At 29.2% G+C, this 19,330-nt stretch carries 14 protein-coding genes, 3 rRNA genes and 1 pseudogene; 2 read left to right on the forward strand and 16 right to left on the reverse strand.

Features of this window, described 5'->3' with window-relative positions; all coding sequences use genetic code 4:
* Positions 1–122 precede the first annotated feature (122 nt).
* From AACL05_RS06685 to AACL05_RS06695, 3 genes are read right to left on the reverse strand one after another with little or no spacing between them, the layout of a single operon-like run.
* Positions 123–920, reverse strand: a complete 798-nt coding sequence (locus AACL05_RS06685) for a hypothetical protein (RefSeq protein ID WP_338960935.1) — start codon at positions 918–920, stop codon at positions 123–125.
* Positions 904–1,683, reverse strand: a complete 780-nt coding sequence (locus AACL05_RS06690; protein WP_338960938.1) for a hypothetical protein — start codon at positions 1,681–1,683, stop codon at positions 904–906. The genes AACL05_RS06685 and AACL05_RS06690 overlap by 17 nt, the downstream gene beginning before the upstream one ends.
* 5 nt (positions 1,684–1,688) lie before the next feature.
* The gene (locus AACL05_RS06695; RefSeq protein ID WP_338960940.1) at positions 1,689–2,879 is read right to left on the reverse strand and encodes a hypothetical protein; all 1,191 of its coding nucleotides are present in this window, start codon (positions 2,877–2,879) and stop codon (positions 1,689–1,691) included.
* Between the two features lie 220 nt (positions 2,880–3,099).
* On the opposite strand from AACL05_RS06695, the gene AACL05_RS06700 reads away from it, so the two are divergent.
* Entirely contained in the window at positions 3,100–4,050 is a 951-nt protein-coding gene (locus tag AACL05_RS06700) for an IS30 family transposase (protein ID WP_338960236.1), read from the forward strand.
* Positions 4,051–4,062: 12 nt separating this feature from the next.
* On the opposite strand, the gene AACL05_RS06705 is transcribed toward AACL05_RS06700, so the two are convergent.
* From AACL05_RS06705 to AACL05_RS06735, 7 genes are all read right to left on the reverse strand, one after another.
* The gene (locus AACL05_RS06705; RefSeq protein ID WP_338985921.1) at positions 4,063–4,452 is read right to left on the reverse strand and encodes a hypothetical protein; all 390 of its coding nucleotides are present in this window, start codon (positions 4,450–4,452) and stop codon (positions 4,063–4,065) included.
* A 16-nt stretch (positions 4,453–4,468) separates the two neighbouring features.
* Complete coding sequence (locus tag AACL05_RS06710; RefSeq protein WP_338960944.1) at positions 4,469–7,333, reverse strand: hypothetical protein; 2,865 nt, start codon at positions 7,331–7,333, stop codon at positions 4,469–4,471.
* Positions 7,302–8,165, reverse strand: coding sequence for a hypothetical protein (locus AACL05_RS06715; RefSeq protein WP_338960946.1), 864 nt, complete (start codon positions 8,163–8,165; stop codon positions 7,302–7,304). Before AACL05_RS06715 ends, AACL05_RS06710 begins: the two co-directional genes overlap by 32 nt.
* A complete protein-coding gene (locus tag AACL05_RS06720; RefSeq protein WP_338960949.1) occupies positions 8,113–8,598 on the reverse strand; it encodes a hypothetical protein in 486 nt (161 codons plus the stop codon). The genes AACL05_RS06715 and AACL05_RS06720 overlap by 53 nt, the downstream gene beginning before the upstream one ends.
* 3 nt (positions 8,599–8,601) lie before the next feature.
* Positions 8,602–8,907, reverse strand: a complete 306-nt coding sequence (locus AACL05_RS06725; RefSeq protein ID WP_338960950.1) for a hypothetical protein — start codon at positions 8,905–8,907, stop codon at positions 8,602–8,604.
* Between the two features lie 465 nt (positions 8,908–9,372).
* Positions 9,373–9,954: a phage terminase large subunit gene (locus tag AACL05_RS06730; RefSeq protein WP_338960954.1), complete on the reverse strand. Its 582-nt coding sequence runs from the start codon at positions 9,952–9,954 to the stop codon at positions 9,373–9,375.
* A complete protein-coding gene (locus tag AACL05_RS06735; RefSeq protein ID WP_338960956.1) occupies positions 9,948–10,343 on the reverse strand; it encodes a terminase small subunit in 396 nt (131 codons plus the stop codon). The genes AACL05_RS06730 and AACL05_RS06735 overlap by 7 nt, the downstream gene beginning before the upstream one ends.
* Before the next feature lie 635 nt (positions 10,344–10,978).
* Here AACL05_RS06735 and AACL05_RS06740 point away from each other — a divergent pair.
* Positions 10,979–12,094 carry an Mbov_0401 family ICE element transposase-like protein gene (locus tag AACL05_RS06740; RefSeq protein WP_338960959.1) on the forward strand — a complete coding sequence of 372 codons (1,116 nt, stop codon included), beginning with the start codon at positions 10,979–10,981 and terminating at the stop codon, positions 12,092–12,094.
* A gap of 78 nt (positions 12,095–12,172) precedes the next feature.
* Here AACL05_RS06740 and AACL05_RS06745 read toward each other — a convergent pair whose 3' ends face one another.
* The 6 genes and pseudogenes from AACL05_RS06745 to AACL05_RS06770 form a co-directional block, all read right to left on the reverse strand.
* Positions 12,173–12,913 carry a hypothetical protein gene (locus AACL05_RS06745; protein WP_338960962.1) on the reverse strand — a complete coding sequence of 247 codons (741 nt, stop codon included), beginning with the start codon at positions 12,911–12,913 and terminating at the stop codon, positions 12,173–12,175.
* Positions 12,913–13,416: a hypothetical protein gene (locus AACL05_RS06750; RefSeq protein WP_338985922.1), complete on the reverse strand. Its 504-nt coding sequence runs from the start codon at positions 13,414–13,416 to the stop codon at positions 12,913–12,915. The genes AACL05_RS06745 and AACL05_RS06750 overlap by 1 nt, the downstream gene beginning before the upstream one ends.
* Positions 13,417–13,507: 91 nt before the next feature.
* Positions 13,508–14,222: pseudogene (locus tag AACL05_RS06755) on the reverse strand (DNA alkylation repair protein); the annotation flags it as partial.
* Between the two features lie 152 nt (positions 14,223–14,374).
* Positions 14,375–14,481: ribosomal RNA gene (rrf, locus tag AACL05_RS06760) — 5S ribosomal RNA — on the reverse strand.
* 82 nt (positions 14,482–14,563) lie between these two features.
* A 23S ribosomal RNA gene (locus tag AACL05_RS06765) occupies positions 14,564–17,501 on the reverse strand.
* A gap of 191 nt (positions 17,502–17,692) precedes the next feature.
* Positions 17,693–19,215 (reverse strand): 16S ribosomal RNA (locus AACL05_RS06770).
* Together the 16S, 23S and 5S rRNA genes form the textbook arrangement of a ribosomal RNA operon.
* Positions 19,216–19,330: the final 115 nt, after the last annotated feature.

The following is a 19,330-nucleotide window of genomic DNA, read 5'->3' on the forward strand; positions in this document are numbered from 1 at the left end:
TTTTGTATCTTCTAATTTTTTATCTATTTCTTCTTTTTTATAATAATCAGATAAATCTACTTTACCACCAGTAGCACTAATAGTATTAGTTTTTTCATCAATCTTAATATTTTCACCAGCAATTAATTTATTTTGTTTTTTTCTAATAAATTATCAACATATACTTTAGTTGTAGCATCACTTAAAAATGTAGGTGTACCAACATCAATTATTCTTTTACCATTAACATCAATACCTTTATAATCTTTTAGTTTAATAAAATTAGGATTTTCATTATTTACTTCTCATAATGAATCAATATTACTATCAACATGAATTTTTAATTTAGGTATAGTATCACTTACATCATCTATTTTTATACCAGTTCCTTCAATTATTCCCATTTTTTGTAAAAATGTTTTATTACCAGAATCTCAAGTAATAACTCTTCTATCACTTTCATCAAATATACTAGGTGTATTAAAATTATCTGTATTACATGAAATACTATTATTAATTGCTTTTCTTGGTGTATGTAAATTTGCTTGTTGTAATAAATTATATACTTCCATTAATACATAATCTGGTTCACTTGGTGAACTAATACTACTTGATAAACCATTACCACTAATAGATACTGAACTTCTTATAAATGCCATTCCATCAGTTAAATAATATATAGTCATTCTTGCTGTTGCTCTTTTAACTAATTGTTGTTGAGTTTCATTAAGATTTTTAAATCCTATTACTTCAATTTGATTACCAGTAATAGTATTAATTCTTTCACTTGAAATAGCAATTGCCATAATAGTAAAATCAGTTTTAGTATTATCAGTAGTAGTTTGGTCTGCATCTGGTATAAAACCATATATAGTTTTTAAATCATCTTTTGTAATATAATTTAAATTTACATTTCAATCAATATTATTTTTGTTTTCCATAATCTTTATACCTTCCATATCCTTGTACTGCTTGTGATTTATTAACTGTACTAATAACTGATTTATTAGGTTTAGTTACTGCTCTATTTAATTGACTAACATTTTTTCTAACCGTAGCATTCATTTCTTCTCTTGTTTTACGAACTCCACCTAAATATTGATTAATAAATATTTTATTAGCACCATGACCATAAGCACCAGTTGCTTTACACATATCAATTCAAGTTTCTCTTGAAACATTAAAATAATCATATGATTTACTTAAATTTGTTCTATATGTTAATGTAGCAATACCATAAGTACCTGATTGTGCTTGTACTACTGGAGTTCATATACCGCCAGCAAGAGCAGAACTTGAAAGATTTACATAAACTCCAATCATACTGTCATAATCTTGTTCAGTTAAAGAATTCATTATTATTTCTTTACCTTTATCCATTAATGACTTACCATTTAAATATTGTTTTTGAATATGTTGTAATTTAGCAATATTATTATTAGTAATATGTGTCATTATTTTTTTATGAATTACTGGTAAATTAGTTAATTTTTGTAAAACTTGTTGAAATTCAGATAATTCTTTTTGAGATTTACCTTGTCCTAATACTTTTGACATTAATTGATTTTTTAATATTCCCGCTGGATTTTTTAAAAAACTATTAAATAATGAATTACTTTTTTTAAATTTTTCTATTAATTCAGCAGTTTGTATATCACTAACAGCAGTTTCTAATATCATTCTTAACAATAATATAATAGGCATTTAAATTACTTCTTTGTAAAAGTTACTTGTAAAGAACCATCATATAAAGTTTTACCTTCAACATTAGCACTTGTTGCTGTTAAATCTGAAAAATTAGCATTACCTTTTTGATAATTAGGATTTTTAGCAATAACTGCTTTTTCTACTTCATCTGCTGTTGGAGTATCACCAGCCATAGTTATTTTTCCTAAATTAGTAAATTCAATTGCTGTTGCAATATCAATACTTGAAGTAACTGTAAATCCTTTAACTAAATCTGGTCTTAATGCTTTACCTTCTGAAACTAAAAACTTATGAAAATTCTTAACATTACCATTAGTTTGTAAAACAAAAATATTATCTTGACCACGATTAAATGGAAATGCTAATGCTTCTTTATGCACTAATACAGCATCACATCCTAAAAAGTTAAATCCTTCTTTTTTATCAATAGTTGCAATCGGATAATTTCTACCTAATCAAGGACATTCTACAATTTTAATACCACCAATTTCTACAATTTTACCATCTTTTAATGCTTGTGAAGCACTATCACTACCTAAAATTGTAGTTGATAATAATACTAATGGTTTAAAGAAACTAGATACTCATAAAGTATAATCTTCTTCATCTGTACCGATATATTCATCAGTAATTCTTGCTTTTAAGGTTGCTAATGTATTTGATATTTTTAATCATAATAACATTCTATAATCATCTATTTTTGGTGTACTTGGTAATGCAATATTAATAATTCCATTATCTTTGGCTGTTTTAACTGCTAATGCTAATAATTTTGCTACTAAATATGTTTCAACTGATTTTGCTTTTGCATCAATTCAACTTGATGCTAAACTATCTGATACAAGAACATTACCATCTTCATATCTTGCACCTAATCTTTTTAAATCAAGTGTTTCTTCTTCAAAAGTTATTTGTTTCTTTTTATCTAATAAAATTTGTTCAACTCTTGTTGCTGTTAAATCATTAGCACCAGCACCAGCATCATAATCATCTGTAAGATTTCTTTTAGTAATATTATAAATAGCAGTACCAGCATCTAATTGTTCTCTATTTTCAACTGTTGCATTAATTAATGCAACTCTTTTTGATAATAAAACTTTTAAATTTTTAATATATTTAACTGATAAATCTAATTTACCAGTTGGATTACTTGGGTCATTAATCGTTGTTGATTGTGTTATAATAATTGCCATATTTTTAACCTACCATTCCTATTTTTCTAGTATCTACTTCATCATCTTTTTCTTCTTTAAATTTATCTTTTACATCTAAAGAATTACTAATATTTGTGTCTTTATTTTTATTAAATGCTGAGTTATACTTGTAAGTGCAAGTAAATAAAATTGCAAAAAATTCTCATATAAAAATTTCATAATGCTAAATTTAGTTTAGAAAAAAGTAAGGAGTTTTTATATGAGTTATAAACATCTTGGCATAGATGAAAGGATTTATATTGAGAATCAATTGAAATTTAAATTTAAAATTAGTGAAATAGCTAAAAATCTTAATCGAAGTATTAGTACTATTATTCGAGAAATTAATAGAAATAAAGATAATAATCATTATTTTTCATTAATTGCACAAAATAAAGCTGAAAATCGAAAACAATCACATATTAGTTTTCATAAGTTTAAAAATAAGAATTTAGTAAAATATGTACAACAAAAATTACTATTAGGTTGATCACCTGAACAAATTTATGGCAGAATTAAAAATTTTCATAAAGAGTGAGTTATTAGTTTTAAAACAATTTATACTTGAATTTATTTTGGAATGCTTGATAAAGTTACTAGTAAAAATTTAAGAAGAAAAGGTAAAAAACGAAAATCTAAAGAAAATCGTGGCAAGTTTAATGGTAAATCAATTAAAGAACGAGATATAAATGTTAATGATCGTATAACACTTGGTCATTGAGAAGGAGATACTATAGTATCATCACGAGGTAAAAGCAAATCATGTTTAATAACTTTAGTTGAAAGAGTATCACGATTTACTTTAGCAATATTAGTTAAAAACAGAACTACTAAAGTTATTAATAAAAATGTTAGTTATTATTTATCAATTCTTCCTAAAAACATTGTTAAAACTATTACTTTTGATCGTGGCAAAGAATTTTCAAATTGACAACAACTTGAAAAAAATTTAGATATAAAAATTTATTTTGCCAATCCATATTCACCTTGACAAAGAGGTACTAATGAAAATACTAATGGTTTAATTAGAGAAAAATTTCCTAAAAAATTTATTTTTTCAAAAACTAATAAAAATGAAGTTCATAAATTTATATTGTCTTTAAACCAAAGACCAAGAAAAATACTAAATTATCTTTCACCAATCGAATATTTGGATAGAAAAATAATTTAGTTGCACTTACCTTTACAATTTAGCAAATAAATGTGGAAAATCTTTATTTAATAATGATAATTCTTTATCAATATCTTCTTTATCTCCAAGATATCTTTTTAATAAATTAATATTTTCTTGTGATAAATCATATTTTTTATAACTTTCTGAATGTCTAATTTCTCTATCTTTATCAGTTTTTTCTTTATATAAAGCATTATATTTTTCTTCTAATTCTTTATATTTATCTTCTAAAGTTGGTTCTTTAGATTCTTCAGTTTCTGGTTCTTTTTTATATTCAGCTTCAGATTCTTTTTCAGTATTTTCTTCTGATTTTACTTCTTCTTCCTTAGTTTCTTCTTGTTCATCTTTTTCTTTTTCTTCCATATTATTACCTTCTTTCATTTCATTTTCATTTAACATAATTACCACCACCTTTCTAAGTTGAACTTTTTGGATTAATTACCAATGATGTAGTCTGTAAGTTTCAATTAGCGTTAGTTTTTTCATATGAAGGTGGTCTTTGTGGAGGTATTGCTGAAAACGTAGTTATAAATTGATATTCAATAACAATTAAATTATCTTCTTGACTTTCATATGCTTTTGTTTTAAAAGTCATTATTTTAAATCATGTTGATGAAGATATTGTGTGACCACTACTTGGATTATCATTTGTTCATAATAAATCATTAATATATATATTATTTAATCTTTCTGCATTTGTTAAAGAAGCAATTTGACTATAATCTTCTTTATTATTAACATTAAATGTTCAATTATTATTACTATCATTATGATTTCCAGAATTATTATTATAAATAATATCCTTATCTTGGAAAAGAGCAGTATCATTTTGGTCATCTGGTAAATTACCAATATCATTTAAATTTATTTTAATAGGTGTAAATCAATTTTTAGAATTAGTTCAACTTTTTGTAGTTTCACCATCATAAGTTTCATATAACGCATTCATATTAAAATTAAATGTTATACTTTCATAATCTTCTTTAAATTTATCAACATTATCATAACCATATTGATTTACATAAATACCAATACTATTATGAAATTTACCTTTAACATCTTCTAAAATATGCGGTCTCATTTGATATCTACTTTGATGAACATCTGTTTGAGTAGTACTAATAATACTATTTGTAATCCCATATTGACTTTGATTACTTAAATCAATAAATATAGGATGCGCTCTTTCTATTAATGGTGGTGGTTGTATTGCTTGTGGATAATTAAATGGTTGGTCAAATTTAAAAGTATTATTTGCTAAAATAAATGTATTTTGAATTAATCTACTATTATTACTTGCTTTACCAACTGTTTGATAAGTACCACTTCAAATACTAAAATTATCATTAACAGCACCACTTCTATTATCTGGCATACTATAAAATGTGATTTTAAAATTACTTTTACCTACAACTTTAATATCAATCATATCAATTGCTCATTTTAATATATTTTTATTAGTAAAATCTGATTCTTTTAATAAAGGATTAATATCATTATCTGATGGTAATAAATATATTTGTGTTTTATCAGTTTTATCTAATTGAACTAAATTATCAGTTGTAAGATTATAACCAGTAGAACTAGTATTATCATTAATATTAAATTTTGACATTGATAAACTATCAGTTAAATTAAATGTAAATGATGTCATATGACTGGCTGTTCCAGCAACAGATTGAATAGCATCTGGAGTATCATTTCTAAATACATCGAATGGAATTAATGCTGGATTAGTACTTTGTGAACTATATAATAATGTTGTATAAAAATTATATAATTCAGCAGATATTAAGCCATTTATATAAGGAAATTGTGGTATTAATAAATTACTTGATAATTTAGCACCAATATCTAAACCACCAAGAAAGAAATTCATAAATGAACCAAATACAGGTATAGTATTAAGATTAATTTTAATAGTTTCTCTTACTGTTAAAGGTATTTCACTAATAGGATTATAAATAAAATAATGTAATGCATTTATAGTATTTAATTGCTTAAATTTATTATTATTCATATTATAATGAGTATTACCAATAAATTTTTTATTATTTTTATTATAATATTGAAAATATGGATTACCAGCAGTTGCATAATTATAATCTTCTATTTCAGCACCATTTAAAAAAATATTATCTCAATAATTTACTAATCTATTAGAAACATCTAATTTATTAGTATTTTTAGTTTTTTCAACATTAGTTCTTAAATGACCTTCATAATGTTTTGTTGCACCATCATCATAATTTGGAGCAATTACTTTTTGTCAATCTTGATAACTTTCTAAAACTGATTGTCCTTGAACAGTTAATACATAATTTGTTTCTGGTAATGCTTGAAAACTTACTGGGTCATATGTACTACATTGATATTCTCATGGAAATAATAATTTACTTGTATATTGTCTATATTTATGTTGTTTAGTATTTTCAGGATTATTATCAATCTCTCTACCTCATAATGCTATTGAAATAGGTTTTACTGAACCATAAAAAGATATTTGACAATGAGTAACTGGTAAAGGTGTTAAATAATTTGAATCTAAAATAATATTATTATTTTCATCTAATACTGGTAATGCTACTGGGTCAGCAGGTGCACCTAATTGTACATATTGATTAATTGCTAATCCACTATGTGCTAATTTATCATTTAAACTACTAAAAGTACATTGAATATATGCTAATTCTTTATTTTCATTATTATAAGTTTTACTAGCAACTTCAAGAATATATCATTGTCTATCAACTTTAATAGATTTATCAGTATTTATAACTTTATTAATTTCTGGAATCATATATAATTTATATAAATTTGAAACAATATTATTAATAAAATTAAAATTCTTTTTTTCATTTGGAATATTAATAACTACATTTTTAATTGCTTGTTCTTGAATAAAAGCATTCTTTGCTGGTGTTGCTGAATAAATAATACCTAATTGGTCTGATAATATATTCCCATAAAACACATCACCAATTTGTAATTGTTTATATGCTTCATCTGGATTATCTTTATTTTGAATAGGATAATAAGAATGGTCTCAAACTGCTTGTATTGCTTCACGTCCAGTAAATATTTTACTAAATGAAGTATAATCATTAGGAATGCTAGTTGGTGGTTTATAACCAGTTTCTGTTGAATTTATAGCACCTAAAATAATAATAAAAGGATATACACGAAATTGTAAATCTTTATTTTGTGTAAAATCTTTTTCAATTTCACCAGTTGATTTTCAAACTGTTTTAATTAATTGATGATTTATTTTCGGTATCATTTTTAGTTTCTCCTAAAAAAGTATTATTAAATTCAATTTCTTCTTTTTGATATTTTCTATTTTCTTCAATAATTTGTTGTGCTTCTTCTTCACTAACACCATATCTTTTAACAATAATTCTTTTAATATTAGTAATTCCTAATCTTAATTCTGCTTCATCAATTTCAAGTGATTTTAATCTATCTGTAATAGTATTTTCTTTAATTTCAAATGTTCATTTAGATTTATCACCATCTAATCCCATTAATATAAAACATCTTTGAAATATTTCATTTCAATCACTTTGATTTAAAGTTCTTTTAATTCTTGTAGTTTCCATATCACGAGAATTAGTAATTAATACTTCTGCTTCAGTTTTTTGACTTGTAGTATCATTTACTGGACTATATCCAGAGCCTTCAAATGCTTTATCAATAATAAATTGAATAAATTCTGCATATTTATCTAATATTGGACTACCTTGTAAAATAGCAATTGGTGGTATTCCACTAGTACTTCCTAAACTTCTTAAATTTGCTTGTAAAATAAATTTACCTATTAATTTTTTAAAATCAAAAGCAGTTTTAGATTGATTTATTTCTTGTTCAGTAATATCTAAAAATACACGAGTAACATTATATTCAAGTTCATGTTCAATTGATTCAAATGTTTTATTTAATAATTTTTGTAATTTTTTAATTGGAGTCATATCTGGATAATAATCACCAATAACTCCACCAAAGAAATTCTTTTTAGGTAAATTTTGCATAAATTTAACTGGAATAATACCTAAATTATGATTATCTATTAAAGGTAATTTTAAATCATCACTTATTTGTTTTTTGTAAACCATCTAAAGTAACATAATCACTAGTAAAATATCTAATTATTTGATTTCGAGTATATGTTGTTTTAACATAAATACTTTGGTCATCATATTGTAATCTTGACCATGTTGATGCACTATATTCAGTTTCTAATACTCTTGCAACTCTTGATTGAGCATACGGTTGAGCAAAATTTAATGATATTCTACCACTTTTACTTTTATCAATTTGAACAATACTATAACCATATCCACTCTTTATATGACAATCTTGATAAAATAATAAATCTAAATTATTTCATTCTTTTAATTTTTCAATTGCTCTTTTATATTCTTCATGTTCACTTGTTAAAGTATAACCATTACCTCATAATAATTTACTTGCATGATTTGCTATAATTTCTTGAAGATTTATCATACATCAATTAGGAGTTAATATTTCAGTATTATGATTATTCATATGTTACTTCCTTTCAAAATAAGGATTTATATTTGCACTTAAATTTCTAATATATGGTTCTATAGCATAATCAAATGCGTCACGTAAATGGTCATTACCCGCTAATGGTATTTGTTTAATACTTTTAGGGTCTCATACAGCCAATCTAAACTCATCTAATAATGCTTGTGCATTCATACTAATATTTAATCGTTCTGAAGCCATTAAAGCCACATTCTTACCTATTCTAAACTCAAGTCTTAATTTCATACAGTCTTTAAAATATAGTCATGAATTAACTTGATATTTAATTGCTGTATCATTTAACATTTCAATAAATGTATAATTACTAAAATCACAATATACAGTTAAACCATATTCATAAAGTAAATTATTTTCTTTTGCTAATTTAATATAAAACTCAACTACTAATCTTGCTAATTGTTTATTATCATAACGAATTAATTTATTTTCTATTTTTAAACAATCAATAACATTAACAAATTTAAAATTATAATCAAAACCTATTAATAAACATGCTAAAGCATCATCTTTAAACCCATAATCTAATCCAGCACTAAATCTATAACTTGGTTGTAATAATCTACTAATCTTATGAATTAAATGTGAATATATTCCACCAGATTCATAACCAACTAAACCATGACTTCTTACTCTTGCAGATATTGGGTCTAGAAGTTCTATTTCTAATAATTGTTGTTTATCACTATCTTTTAAATGAGTATTTAATTTTCAATTTTGATAATGATAAATAGTATTATCAATAATAGTAAATTATTCATATTCATTAATAATTTGTTTTTCATTTTGTGGACAAGCATTTATAGTTTTTTTAATAAATTCATTTAAAATACTTCAAGGATTACAACTTTCAATTTCTAATAATTGATTTGCACAACGAATAGCATCTTTTAAATCTTGATAATCATTTTCAGTAATTTCATATCTTTCATCACTTCATATAATTACATAATCATATAAATAATTACTTGCTAATCCAGTTAATTTAACATTACTATTATCTTGTGAATGTAAATATTTACAAGTTATTTTACTACCATTAAATTCAATAGTTTTTTTAGTTTCACTAATAATAAAATTAATACTAGGATATGTTGCTCTAATAATTTGTTTTAATTCTTGTCAACTATCATTTAATTGTTTTGACATATTACGAATTAAATAAGCATGAATATTAATATTATCTAACATTAATAAAATACCTAAGAATTCAATATTACTAAATGTTTTACCAGATTTACGACTACCTAATTGTTTAATTTTAGTAATATTTAAAGGTTGTTTTAAATACATTCTTTTAGCAATATCTAATAAATAATCAAAATTACTTAACATTTATTCTTACCTTTATTTTCTAAACTAATTGCTATAGGGGCTGTATTATCACTACTTTTTATTAAAATTTTTGTAGATAAATGATATTCTTTCACAAATGCTCTTTCTAAATATCATGCAGTATTATTTGCATTTGCTTTTAAATATCTTTGTGTATTAATATGACGTATTTGTAAATATGCTCAATTAATTTGTTGTAAAAAAGTATTTCTCTTTTTTTGTTTTCAACTATAAAGAGTATTTTCTGTAATATCTAAATAAACTAACATACCAATTTTAGTTGGTACTTCTTCAGTTTGTTTACAATGATTAAAATATTCTTCTAATTTTTCTCTTAATGCTTTTGCATCATTAAAAATTGTTCTTATTTTTATTTTTTCTTCTTGCACATAAAAATCTCCTTTCATATGCTTTAAAAACAAAAAAATTTATGATATAATTAATATAATTTTTAAGTTAAACTACCAAAAATAACTTATTAACTTTATTAATTATTCATATATTTATTTTTTTAATTTTTATAATATAATTATAACAAAAAATAGCATTATACTGCTATTTTTTTATTTTTTCTTCTAAATTTATTTTTTACAGTTAATCAGAATTTAAAATTAGGATGGTCTTTTTTATATATTTTATATGCTCAAAATAAACCAAAAAAATTCAAAGATATAAACATAAAAAATATACCCATTTTTTTCTCTATGGCATAAATCATGTCCTTTACATGTAATTAACACCAAAAATACTATTCCAAACATTACTGAAAGTACTATTACATCTGCTAATCATTGCTCAATCATTTTTATTTTCCTTTTCTATTTATATTTTTCTTTATTGTACATTATTTTATTAAAAAAGAAAAGATAACTAATAAAAGTTATCTTTAAACGTTGCAATAGATTTGCTAATTATTTCAATCGTTCTTTAAAATTATACTCTAAAACCAAACATTTTTCAACAATATTTTAACAAATTTGTTAAAATAGTTAGGATAAAAAAATAAATAGAAAGGTGTTAAAAAATGTTTAATTATAAAAATAATCTTGAATATGAAATTAATAGAATTATAACAAATCATGTTAATAAAATCCATGCTTTTGATGAATATTTTTTTCAAAATAGAGATAAAGATAGATATAAAGTTGCTAAAAAATGTAATCGTAGTATTATTTTTGAATTTGGTAAAATGATTTTTAATCAAAGAGTTTATTGAGATAAATTAAAGAAAAAATATTATTATCCAGTTTATGAAGAGTTTAATATTGAAAAAAGAGCAAAAATTATTAGTTGATTAAAAGAAGAAATAATATCATATATTGGAAGAAAGAAACATTATCAAGATATACAAGATATTTTAAAATTTACTTATGTTTCAAAAGTAACAATTAGTAAAATTCATAAAAATGCAAAAGTTCAAGAAAAATTACCAGAACAAAAATTTAAAGTTAAAAATAGTGAATTTATTTATATTAATGCTGATGATTGTTATGTTCCAGTTTGAAATAAAAATCATAAAAGAGAAATGCAAAAAATTCGTAGTATTTCATATAATACTGGTAAAAAACAAATAGGTAAAAATAGAAATAAATTATCAAATAAAATTTATACTTTTATGGGTGATTATAAATATAGTCCTAAAGAAGATTATTTACAAGCAAATCCTACAGTTGATTTTACTTGAAATGGATTAAAAAAATATTATGAATTTGAAAATGCAAAATTAGTAGTTTCTGGTGATGGTGCTGGATGAATATATAATTTAGCAAAATATTTGGGTGCTTATTATGTACTAGATAAATATCATGCTTTTTATTATTTATGAACAGCATATAAACCTGATAAAAGAAAAAATAAAGTTAATCCAGAAAATTTAAAAAACTTTTTAAAGGCTTGAAAATATTTTTGTAATGGTCAATATGATGAATTAATAGCATTTTTAATTGAAACAAAAGTAAATAAAGAAACTTTAAGAATTTTTGAAAATAATAAAGAAGGTATTATTAATCAACCTGCTGATTGAAATATTGGCTGTAGTGCTGAAAGTGATATTCAACATTTAGTTAAATCTCAAACTAAAGGTGCAAAAATATATGCTTATCCAACGTTAATTAATATGTTAGTACATAAATTTAAATAAAAATAAAAAAACTTACTATATAATTAGCAAGCAAGTCTTTTATTTTTATTAAAAAAATACTAATTACTTATATATAACCTATATTTTATTAAAATTTTTAGCTGTATATAAAATTCCTTGCGATCCAGCAGCATAAATTGAATCATCTGGACCAACTGCTAAAGCAAAAATATGATCATCAGTATTTTTTATTCCAGATAATTCAGAACATAAATCTGTATCTTCTATTTTTTTATATACTTTATTAGAGTCAATACCAACAAATAAATTATTATCTCTATCAATGACTAAACCTTTAACCTCGTGGTTTGGATTTGTTTCTAATATTACCTCATATATTCCATTCTTTATCTTATAAAGACGACCATTTCAAGAACCAGCAAAAACAGTATTATCATTGTCAACTACTAAACTATCAATTTGATGCCCATCGTTTATTTGTTGAAATATTCCAAAAGTTTGACTTATTTTATCAGTTTTATAAATTATTCCACGATCATCATCACCAGCATAAATTGAGCCATCTGAACCAACTGCTAAACTATGAATATGATCACCATTTGTTCCTTGCATTAAACTAGTGCTTCCATTTTTGTTGATTTTGCATACACCAGTATTACTACCAACATAAACAGTTTCAGTATTTTTATCAAATGTTAAAGCTCAAATTCAGTTTTTTGGTCCTGGTATTATAATTTTTTCAAAACTACGTACACCATCACTCTTATAAACAAAACCATTATCACTACCAACATAAACATTATCTTCATTATCAATTACTAAGGCTCTAACTGCCCAATATCCTTCTAATCCTGCCATTAAAATTCTAATCCTGTTGGAGTAATCTTATAAACCTTATCTTCTTGTGCTCTAAAAATATTACCTTGTGAATCAACACCTAAAGCATAAATGTTTCCATTTGTTAATTTTTGAGAAACAAAATTAGTAATACTATAATACAAATTAACTGTTCCTATATAATCACCTTTACCAATAATTGTAGCAGTACTATTATCTTGTCTTTTAATATCAAAATCATTAATAGTTAATGATTTAATTGGATGATTTGCTTCAATAATACCTATTAGTAAACTCATTTTAGATGGTGCTAAATCCTTCCCACTATTAATAAGTCCTAAATTATTATTTACTATTATATCTGCTAAGTTAATTGCACTATGTTTATTTTCTAAACTTTTTTTATTTTGAATATAATTAGTTGCAATATTAGTTTTTTCTTCAATTGTGTTTAATAGATTAGTTAAATTTCCTGTTGTTGTTGCAAGTGTTAAAACACTTAATGTTTTTATTAATGTTTTCATAAGTACCCCCTTTTTGATACTACTAATAGTTTTTTATAGTATACAATATATATAATATATATTAAGACTTTTAAAATAAAATACAAATCTTTTAATTTTCCAACTTTGTAATTCTAATTAAATTGATATGTAGGTTAATTAAATAATTAATTAGACTATTTAATAGCCAACATCTTAAAATTAATGTATCTCAAGTAGTACCATTCACAATAAGTGAAATTGAATGAGTTCCTGTAATCCTTGTACTTATATCTGCAAAGCAATGTTTTTTTGCGTAAAATTTCTTCATATTTTCCTTTAAATATATCTCTGATATTTGGAATATTTTACGATTCCGTTTACCACTTGCTTTCACATAATCAATACTATATTCTAATCGTACCTTGATTGCTTTTTTTGTCTCAATCTTAAAAGAAAAAGTCATATTTTCTCCAATAGAAACAAATTCAGCACCTAAAGCAAAATCAATCACATTTACACAATCAATATTGGTAAAACCAAAGATTTTCATTACCTCCATATTGCCTTTTTTCAAAAGGGTCCTACAACCGTGCTTTACAATCCAATCAGTATGATTGTTTTTACCATATCATTCCTTTGCAATTTTTGTAACCAAGTCAGGATGTGTTTTAGAAATATCATTTAAATTATTTGCTACACTTTTACGAACATAAAAAGAGGGATCGGCTTTTAATTGTTGTAAAATTAAAATTTGTTAATGCCTGTCCTCATGGTAATTGAGGACGACAACCTTCACTAGCAAGTCGTCGCACATGCTCATTATCATGCTTAGATCAAGCAAGCATTTAATAATATTGATGAATAAAAAATGATTTATCAATAGCAGAGCGTATAAGTGGTTTAAAACAATCATAAATTAAAAATAAAATTATTTACTTATTTTAATATAAAAATTAAAAAAATCTTAATTTTTACATTAAGATTAACAATAAAAAAAATTTGGCATCGTGCTATTTTCCCATTGCTGGTATTTTCGCCGCTGGAGTGCTTAACTGCTGTGTTCGAGATGGGAACAGGTGTGACCACTCCGCCATGGACACCAAATAGTTTAGCAATTGCTCCCTAAAAACTAGAAACAGACATCTTTAAATTTGATTACTTTTGATTTGCAATAGAGAATATATTCTTCAATAAATCCTCGATCTATTAGTATCAGTAAGCTGAACATATCACTATGCTTACACACCTGACCTATCAACCTTGTAGTATTCAAGGGATCTTACTTCTTTCGAATGAGAAATCTCATCTTGGAACTGACTTCGCGCTTAGATGCTTTCAGCGCTTATTCATGCCCTACATAGCTACCCAGCTGTGCCACTGGCGTGACAACTGGTGCACCAGAGGTAGGTCCATTCCGGTCCTCTCGTACTAGGAACAGCTTTCCTCAAATTTCTTGCGCCCACGACAGATAGGGACCAAACTGTCTCACGACGTTCTGAACCCAGCTCGCGTACCGCTTTAATGGGCGAACAGCCCAACCCTTGGAAGCGACTACACCTCCAGGATGCGATGAGCCGACATCGAGGTGCCAAACCTCCCCGTCTATATGAACTATTGGGAGAGATTAGCCTGTTATCCCCGGGGTAACTTTTATCCGTTGAGCGACGGCCTTTCCACACAGCACCGCCGGATCACTAAGCCCAACTTTCGTTCCTGCTCGACTTGTATGTCTCGCAGTCAAGCACCCTTTTACCTTTGCGCTCTACATATGATTTCCATTCATATTGAGGGTACCTTTGGACGCCTCCGTTACTTTTTAGGAGGCGACCGCCCCAGTCAAACTACCCACCAGACACTGTTCTTAGACCAGATTATGGTCTCAAGTTAGAATTTCAATATAGCAAGGGTGGTATCCCAATGGTGACTCCATACCTACTAGCGTCTGCATATCAACGTCTCCCACCTATGCTGTACAAACTACACCAAAATTCAATATCAAGTTGTAGTAAAGCTCCACGGGGTCTTTCCGTCTAATCGCGGGTAACCTGCATCTTCACAGGTACTAAGATTTCACCGAGTCTATAGCCGAGACAGCGTCCGGATCGTTACGCCTTTCGTGCGGGTCAGAACTTACCTGACAAGGAATTTCGCTACCTTAGGACCGTTATAGTTACGGCCGCCGTTCACTGGGGCTTCAGTTCAAAGCTTCGCTTACGCTAACAAATCTCTTTAACCTTCCAGCACTGGGCAGGCGTCACCCCCTATACATAGTCTTACGACTTAGCAGAGAGCTATGTTTTTGCTAAACAGTCGCCCGGACCTCTTCACTGCGACTCATATTGCTATGAGCTCCCCTTCTTGCTAACTTACGGGGTTATTTTGCAGAGTTCCTTAGCTATAGTTATCTCGCTTGCCTTAGGATATTCTCCTTGACCACGTGTGTCCGTTCTCGGTACAGGCACCATGGTGATGTCTTTAGAAACTTTTCTTGGAAGTATGGCATCAAATGCTTCGTTACTAAGCGAACCGTTCACTCCCCATCGTACTTCAAGGTTAACGCTGTGCGGATTTGCCTACACAACCCTCTTTGTACTTAGCCCAGCACTACCAACCACTGGGACATTTTAGCCTTCTCCGTCATTCCATCAGTCACCATGGTGGTACAGGAATATCAACCTGTTATCCATCGACTACGCCTTTCGGCCTCGCCTTAGGTCCTGACTAACCCTGGGTGGACGAACCTAGCCCAGGAAACCTTGGTCAATCGGCATGAAGGATTCTCACCTTCAATCGTTACTCACGCCGGCATTCTCACTTCTAAACGCTCCACTAGTCCTTCCGGTCTAACTTCGTCGCAGATTAGAACGCTCCCCTACCGCCCACAATATATGTAAACATACATATAGACCCATAGCTTCGGTACAATGCTTAGCCCCGGTACATTTTCCGCGCAGAATCATTCGACTAGTGAGCTGTTACGCACTCTTTAAAGGATGGCTGCTTCTAAGCCAACCTCCTAGCTGTCTGAACAATTCCACATCGTTTTCCACTTAGCATTGATTTGGGGACCTTAGCTGATGATCTGGGCTGTTTCCCTCACGTCCATGGACCTTATCACCCATAGACTGACTGCCAGATATGTAACAATGGCATTCGCAGTTTAATTGCATTCAGTACCCCGAGGTGGGGCCATCATACATTCAGAGCTTTACCTCCATTGCACTAATTCTGACGCTAGTCCTAAAACTATATCGGGGAGAACCAGCTATCTCCAGGTTCGATTGGAATTTCACCGCTAGCCACAAGTCATCCACGGTCTTTTCAACGAACGTTGGTTCGGTCCTCCATTAACTGTTACATTAACTTCAACCTGCTCATGGCTAGATCACCTGGTTTCGGGTCTACGACCACATACTAAACGTCCTATTCAGACTCGCTTTCACTTCGGCTCCGTCTTTTCAACTTAACCTTGCATGTAATCGTAACTCGCCGGCTCATTCTACAAAAGGCACGCCGTCACCCATTAACGGGCTCCGACTTGTTGTAAGCATATGGTTTCAAAAACTATTTCACTCCCCTCTCGGGGTACTTTTCACCTTTCCCTCACGGTACTGGTTCACTATCGGTAATTGGTTAGTATTTAGCCTTACACAGTGGTCTGCGCAAATTCCGACAAGGTTCCACGTGCCTCGCCGTACTCAGGATACTGTCAAGAGATTTATACATTTCGCATACTGGGCTTTCACCATCTATGGCGTTGCTTCCCAACAACTTCTGCTATATATAAATTTTGTAACTCTTCATAGGTCGAACCTAATAGATAGTCCTATAACCCCAGTCTGACGACTGGTTTAGGCTGCTCCCTTTTCGCTCGCCGCTACTAAGGGAATCGCATTCGCTTTCTTTTCCTCTAGGTACTAAGATGTTTCAATTCTCTAGGTATCACTCTGCACAACTATGAATTCATTGTACAGTACTATCTGATTAAAGATAGTGGGTTTCCCCATTCGGACATCTCCGGATCAAAGCTTATTTCCAGCTCCCCGAAGCTTATCGCAGGTAATCGCGTCCTTCATCGTCTTCCAATTCCAAGGCATCCACCATACGCTCTTAATAATTTATTTTTAGAATATCCTATTGCAAGATAAAAATTATCTTATTTTTTTAAAAGATGTCTATTATCCAGTTTTTAAAGAACAATTGCTCAGAGAAAACAATCCCTGAAAACTAAACAGAACAAAAGAAGTAATCCAATAAATCATCCATCTAATTTTTCTTGTTGTCTTGGTTTCTTATTAGAAACTAAACTCCATAGAAAGGAGGTGATCCATCCCCACCTTCCGGTAGCGATACCTTGTTACGACTTAACCCCAATCATCAACCCTGCCTTTGGCAACTCCCTCCTTGCGGTTAGGACACCGACTTCTGGCATTGCCAACTCTCGTGGTTTGACGGGCGGTGTGTACAAGACCCGAGAACGTATTCACCGCGACATTGCTGATTCGCGATTACTAGCGATTCCGACTTCATGAAGTCGAGTTGCAGACTTCAATCCGGACTGAGACTGACTTTTTGAGATTTGCTTGACCTCGCGGTTTAGCGACTCTTTGTATCAGCCATTGTAGCACGTGTGTAGCCCAGGTCATAAGGGGCATGATGATTTGACGTCGTCCCCACCTTCCTCTAGCTTACACTAGCAGTCTCCTTAGAGTCCCCAACTTAATGCTGGCAACTAAGGACAAGGGTTACGTTCGTTGCTGAACTTAACCAAACATCTCACGACACGAACTGACGACAACCATGCACCACCTGTATCCTTGTTAACCTCTACTATATCTCTATAGCTTCGCAAGGTATGTCAAGACCTGGTAAGGTTCTTCGCGTTGCTTCGAATTAAACCACATGCTCCACCGCTTGTGCGGGTCCCCGTCAATTCCTTTGAGTTTCACTCTTGCGAGCATACTACTCAGGCGGAGTACTTAATGCGTTAGCTACAGCACTGCCTCATGGCAACACTTAGTACTCATCGTTTACGGCGTGGACTACTAGGGTATCTAATCCTATTTGCTCCCCACGCTTTCGTGCCACAACGTCAATAATAGGCCAGTTAGCCGCCTTCGCCACTGGTGTTCCTTCATATATCTACGCATTCCACCGCTACACATGAAATTCCACTAACCTCTCCTATACTCTAGTAATGTAGTTTCCAAGGCGGTCAGGGGTTGAGCCCCTAAATTTAACCTCAGACTTGCAAAACCGTCTACGCACGCTTTACGCCCAATAAATCCGGATAACGCTTGCCACCTATGTATTACCGCGGCTGCTGGCACATAGTTAGCCGTGGCTTTCTGGTAAGGTATGGTCGATACTAAAATCATTTCCTATTCTAGCACTTCTTCCCTTACAACAGACCTTTACAATCCGAAGACCTTCATCAGTCACGCGGCATTGCTCCATCAGGCTTTCGCCCATTGTGAAAAATTCCCTACTGCTGCCTTCCGTAGAAGTTTGGGCCATGTCTCAGTCCCAATGTGGCCGTTCATCCTCTCAGATCGGCTACGCATCGTTACCTTGGTAAGCCATTACCTTACCAACTAGTTAATGCGCCGCATCCCCATCAATTAGCGAAGCAAATGCTCCTTTCATTATTTATCATTGCAAATAAATAACATATGCGGTATTAGCTCTGTCGTTTCCAACAGTTATTCCCCACTAAATGGTAGGTTAGATACGTGTTACTCACCCGTTCGCCACTAAAGATTGCTACTTTCGTTCGACTTGCATGTATTAGGCATACCGCCAGCGTTAATCCTGAGCCAGGATCAAACTCTCAATAAAATTGTTTTTGTTAAAAGATGATGTCTGACTTATTTAATTTTTAATAAAAAATTGACGGATTAATTCTTGTTCTATTTAGTTTTCAAAGATCGTTTTTTCTAGTTTGTAACCCATT

The organism is Spiroplasma endosymbiont of Thecophora atra, assembly GCF_964019735.1.
GTDB lineage: Bacteria > Bacillota_I > Bacilli_A > Mycoplasmatales > VBWQ01 > Spiroplasma_E > Spiroplasma_E ixodetis_A.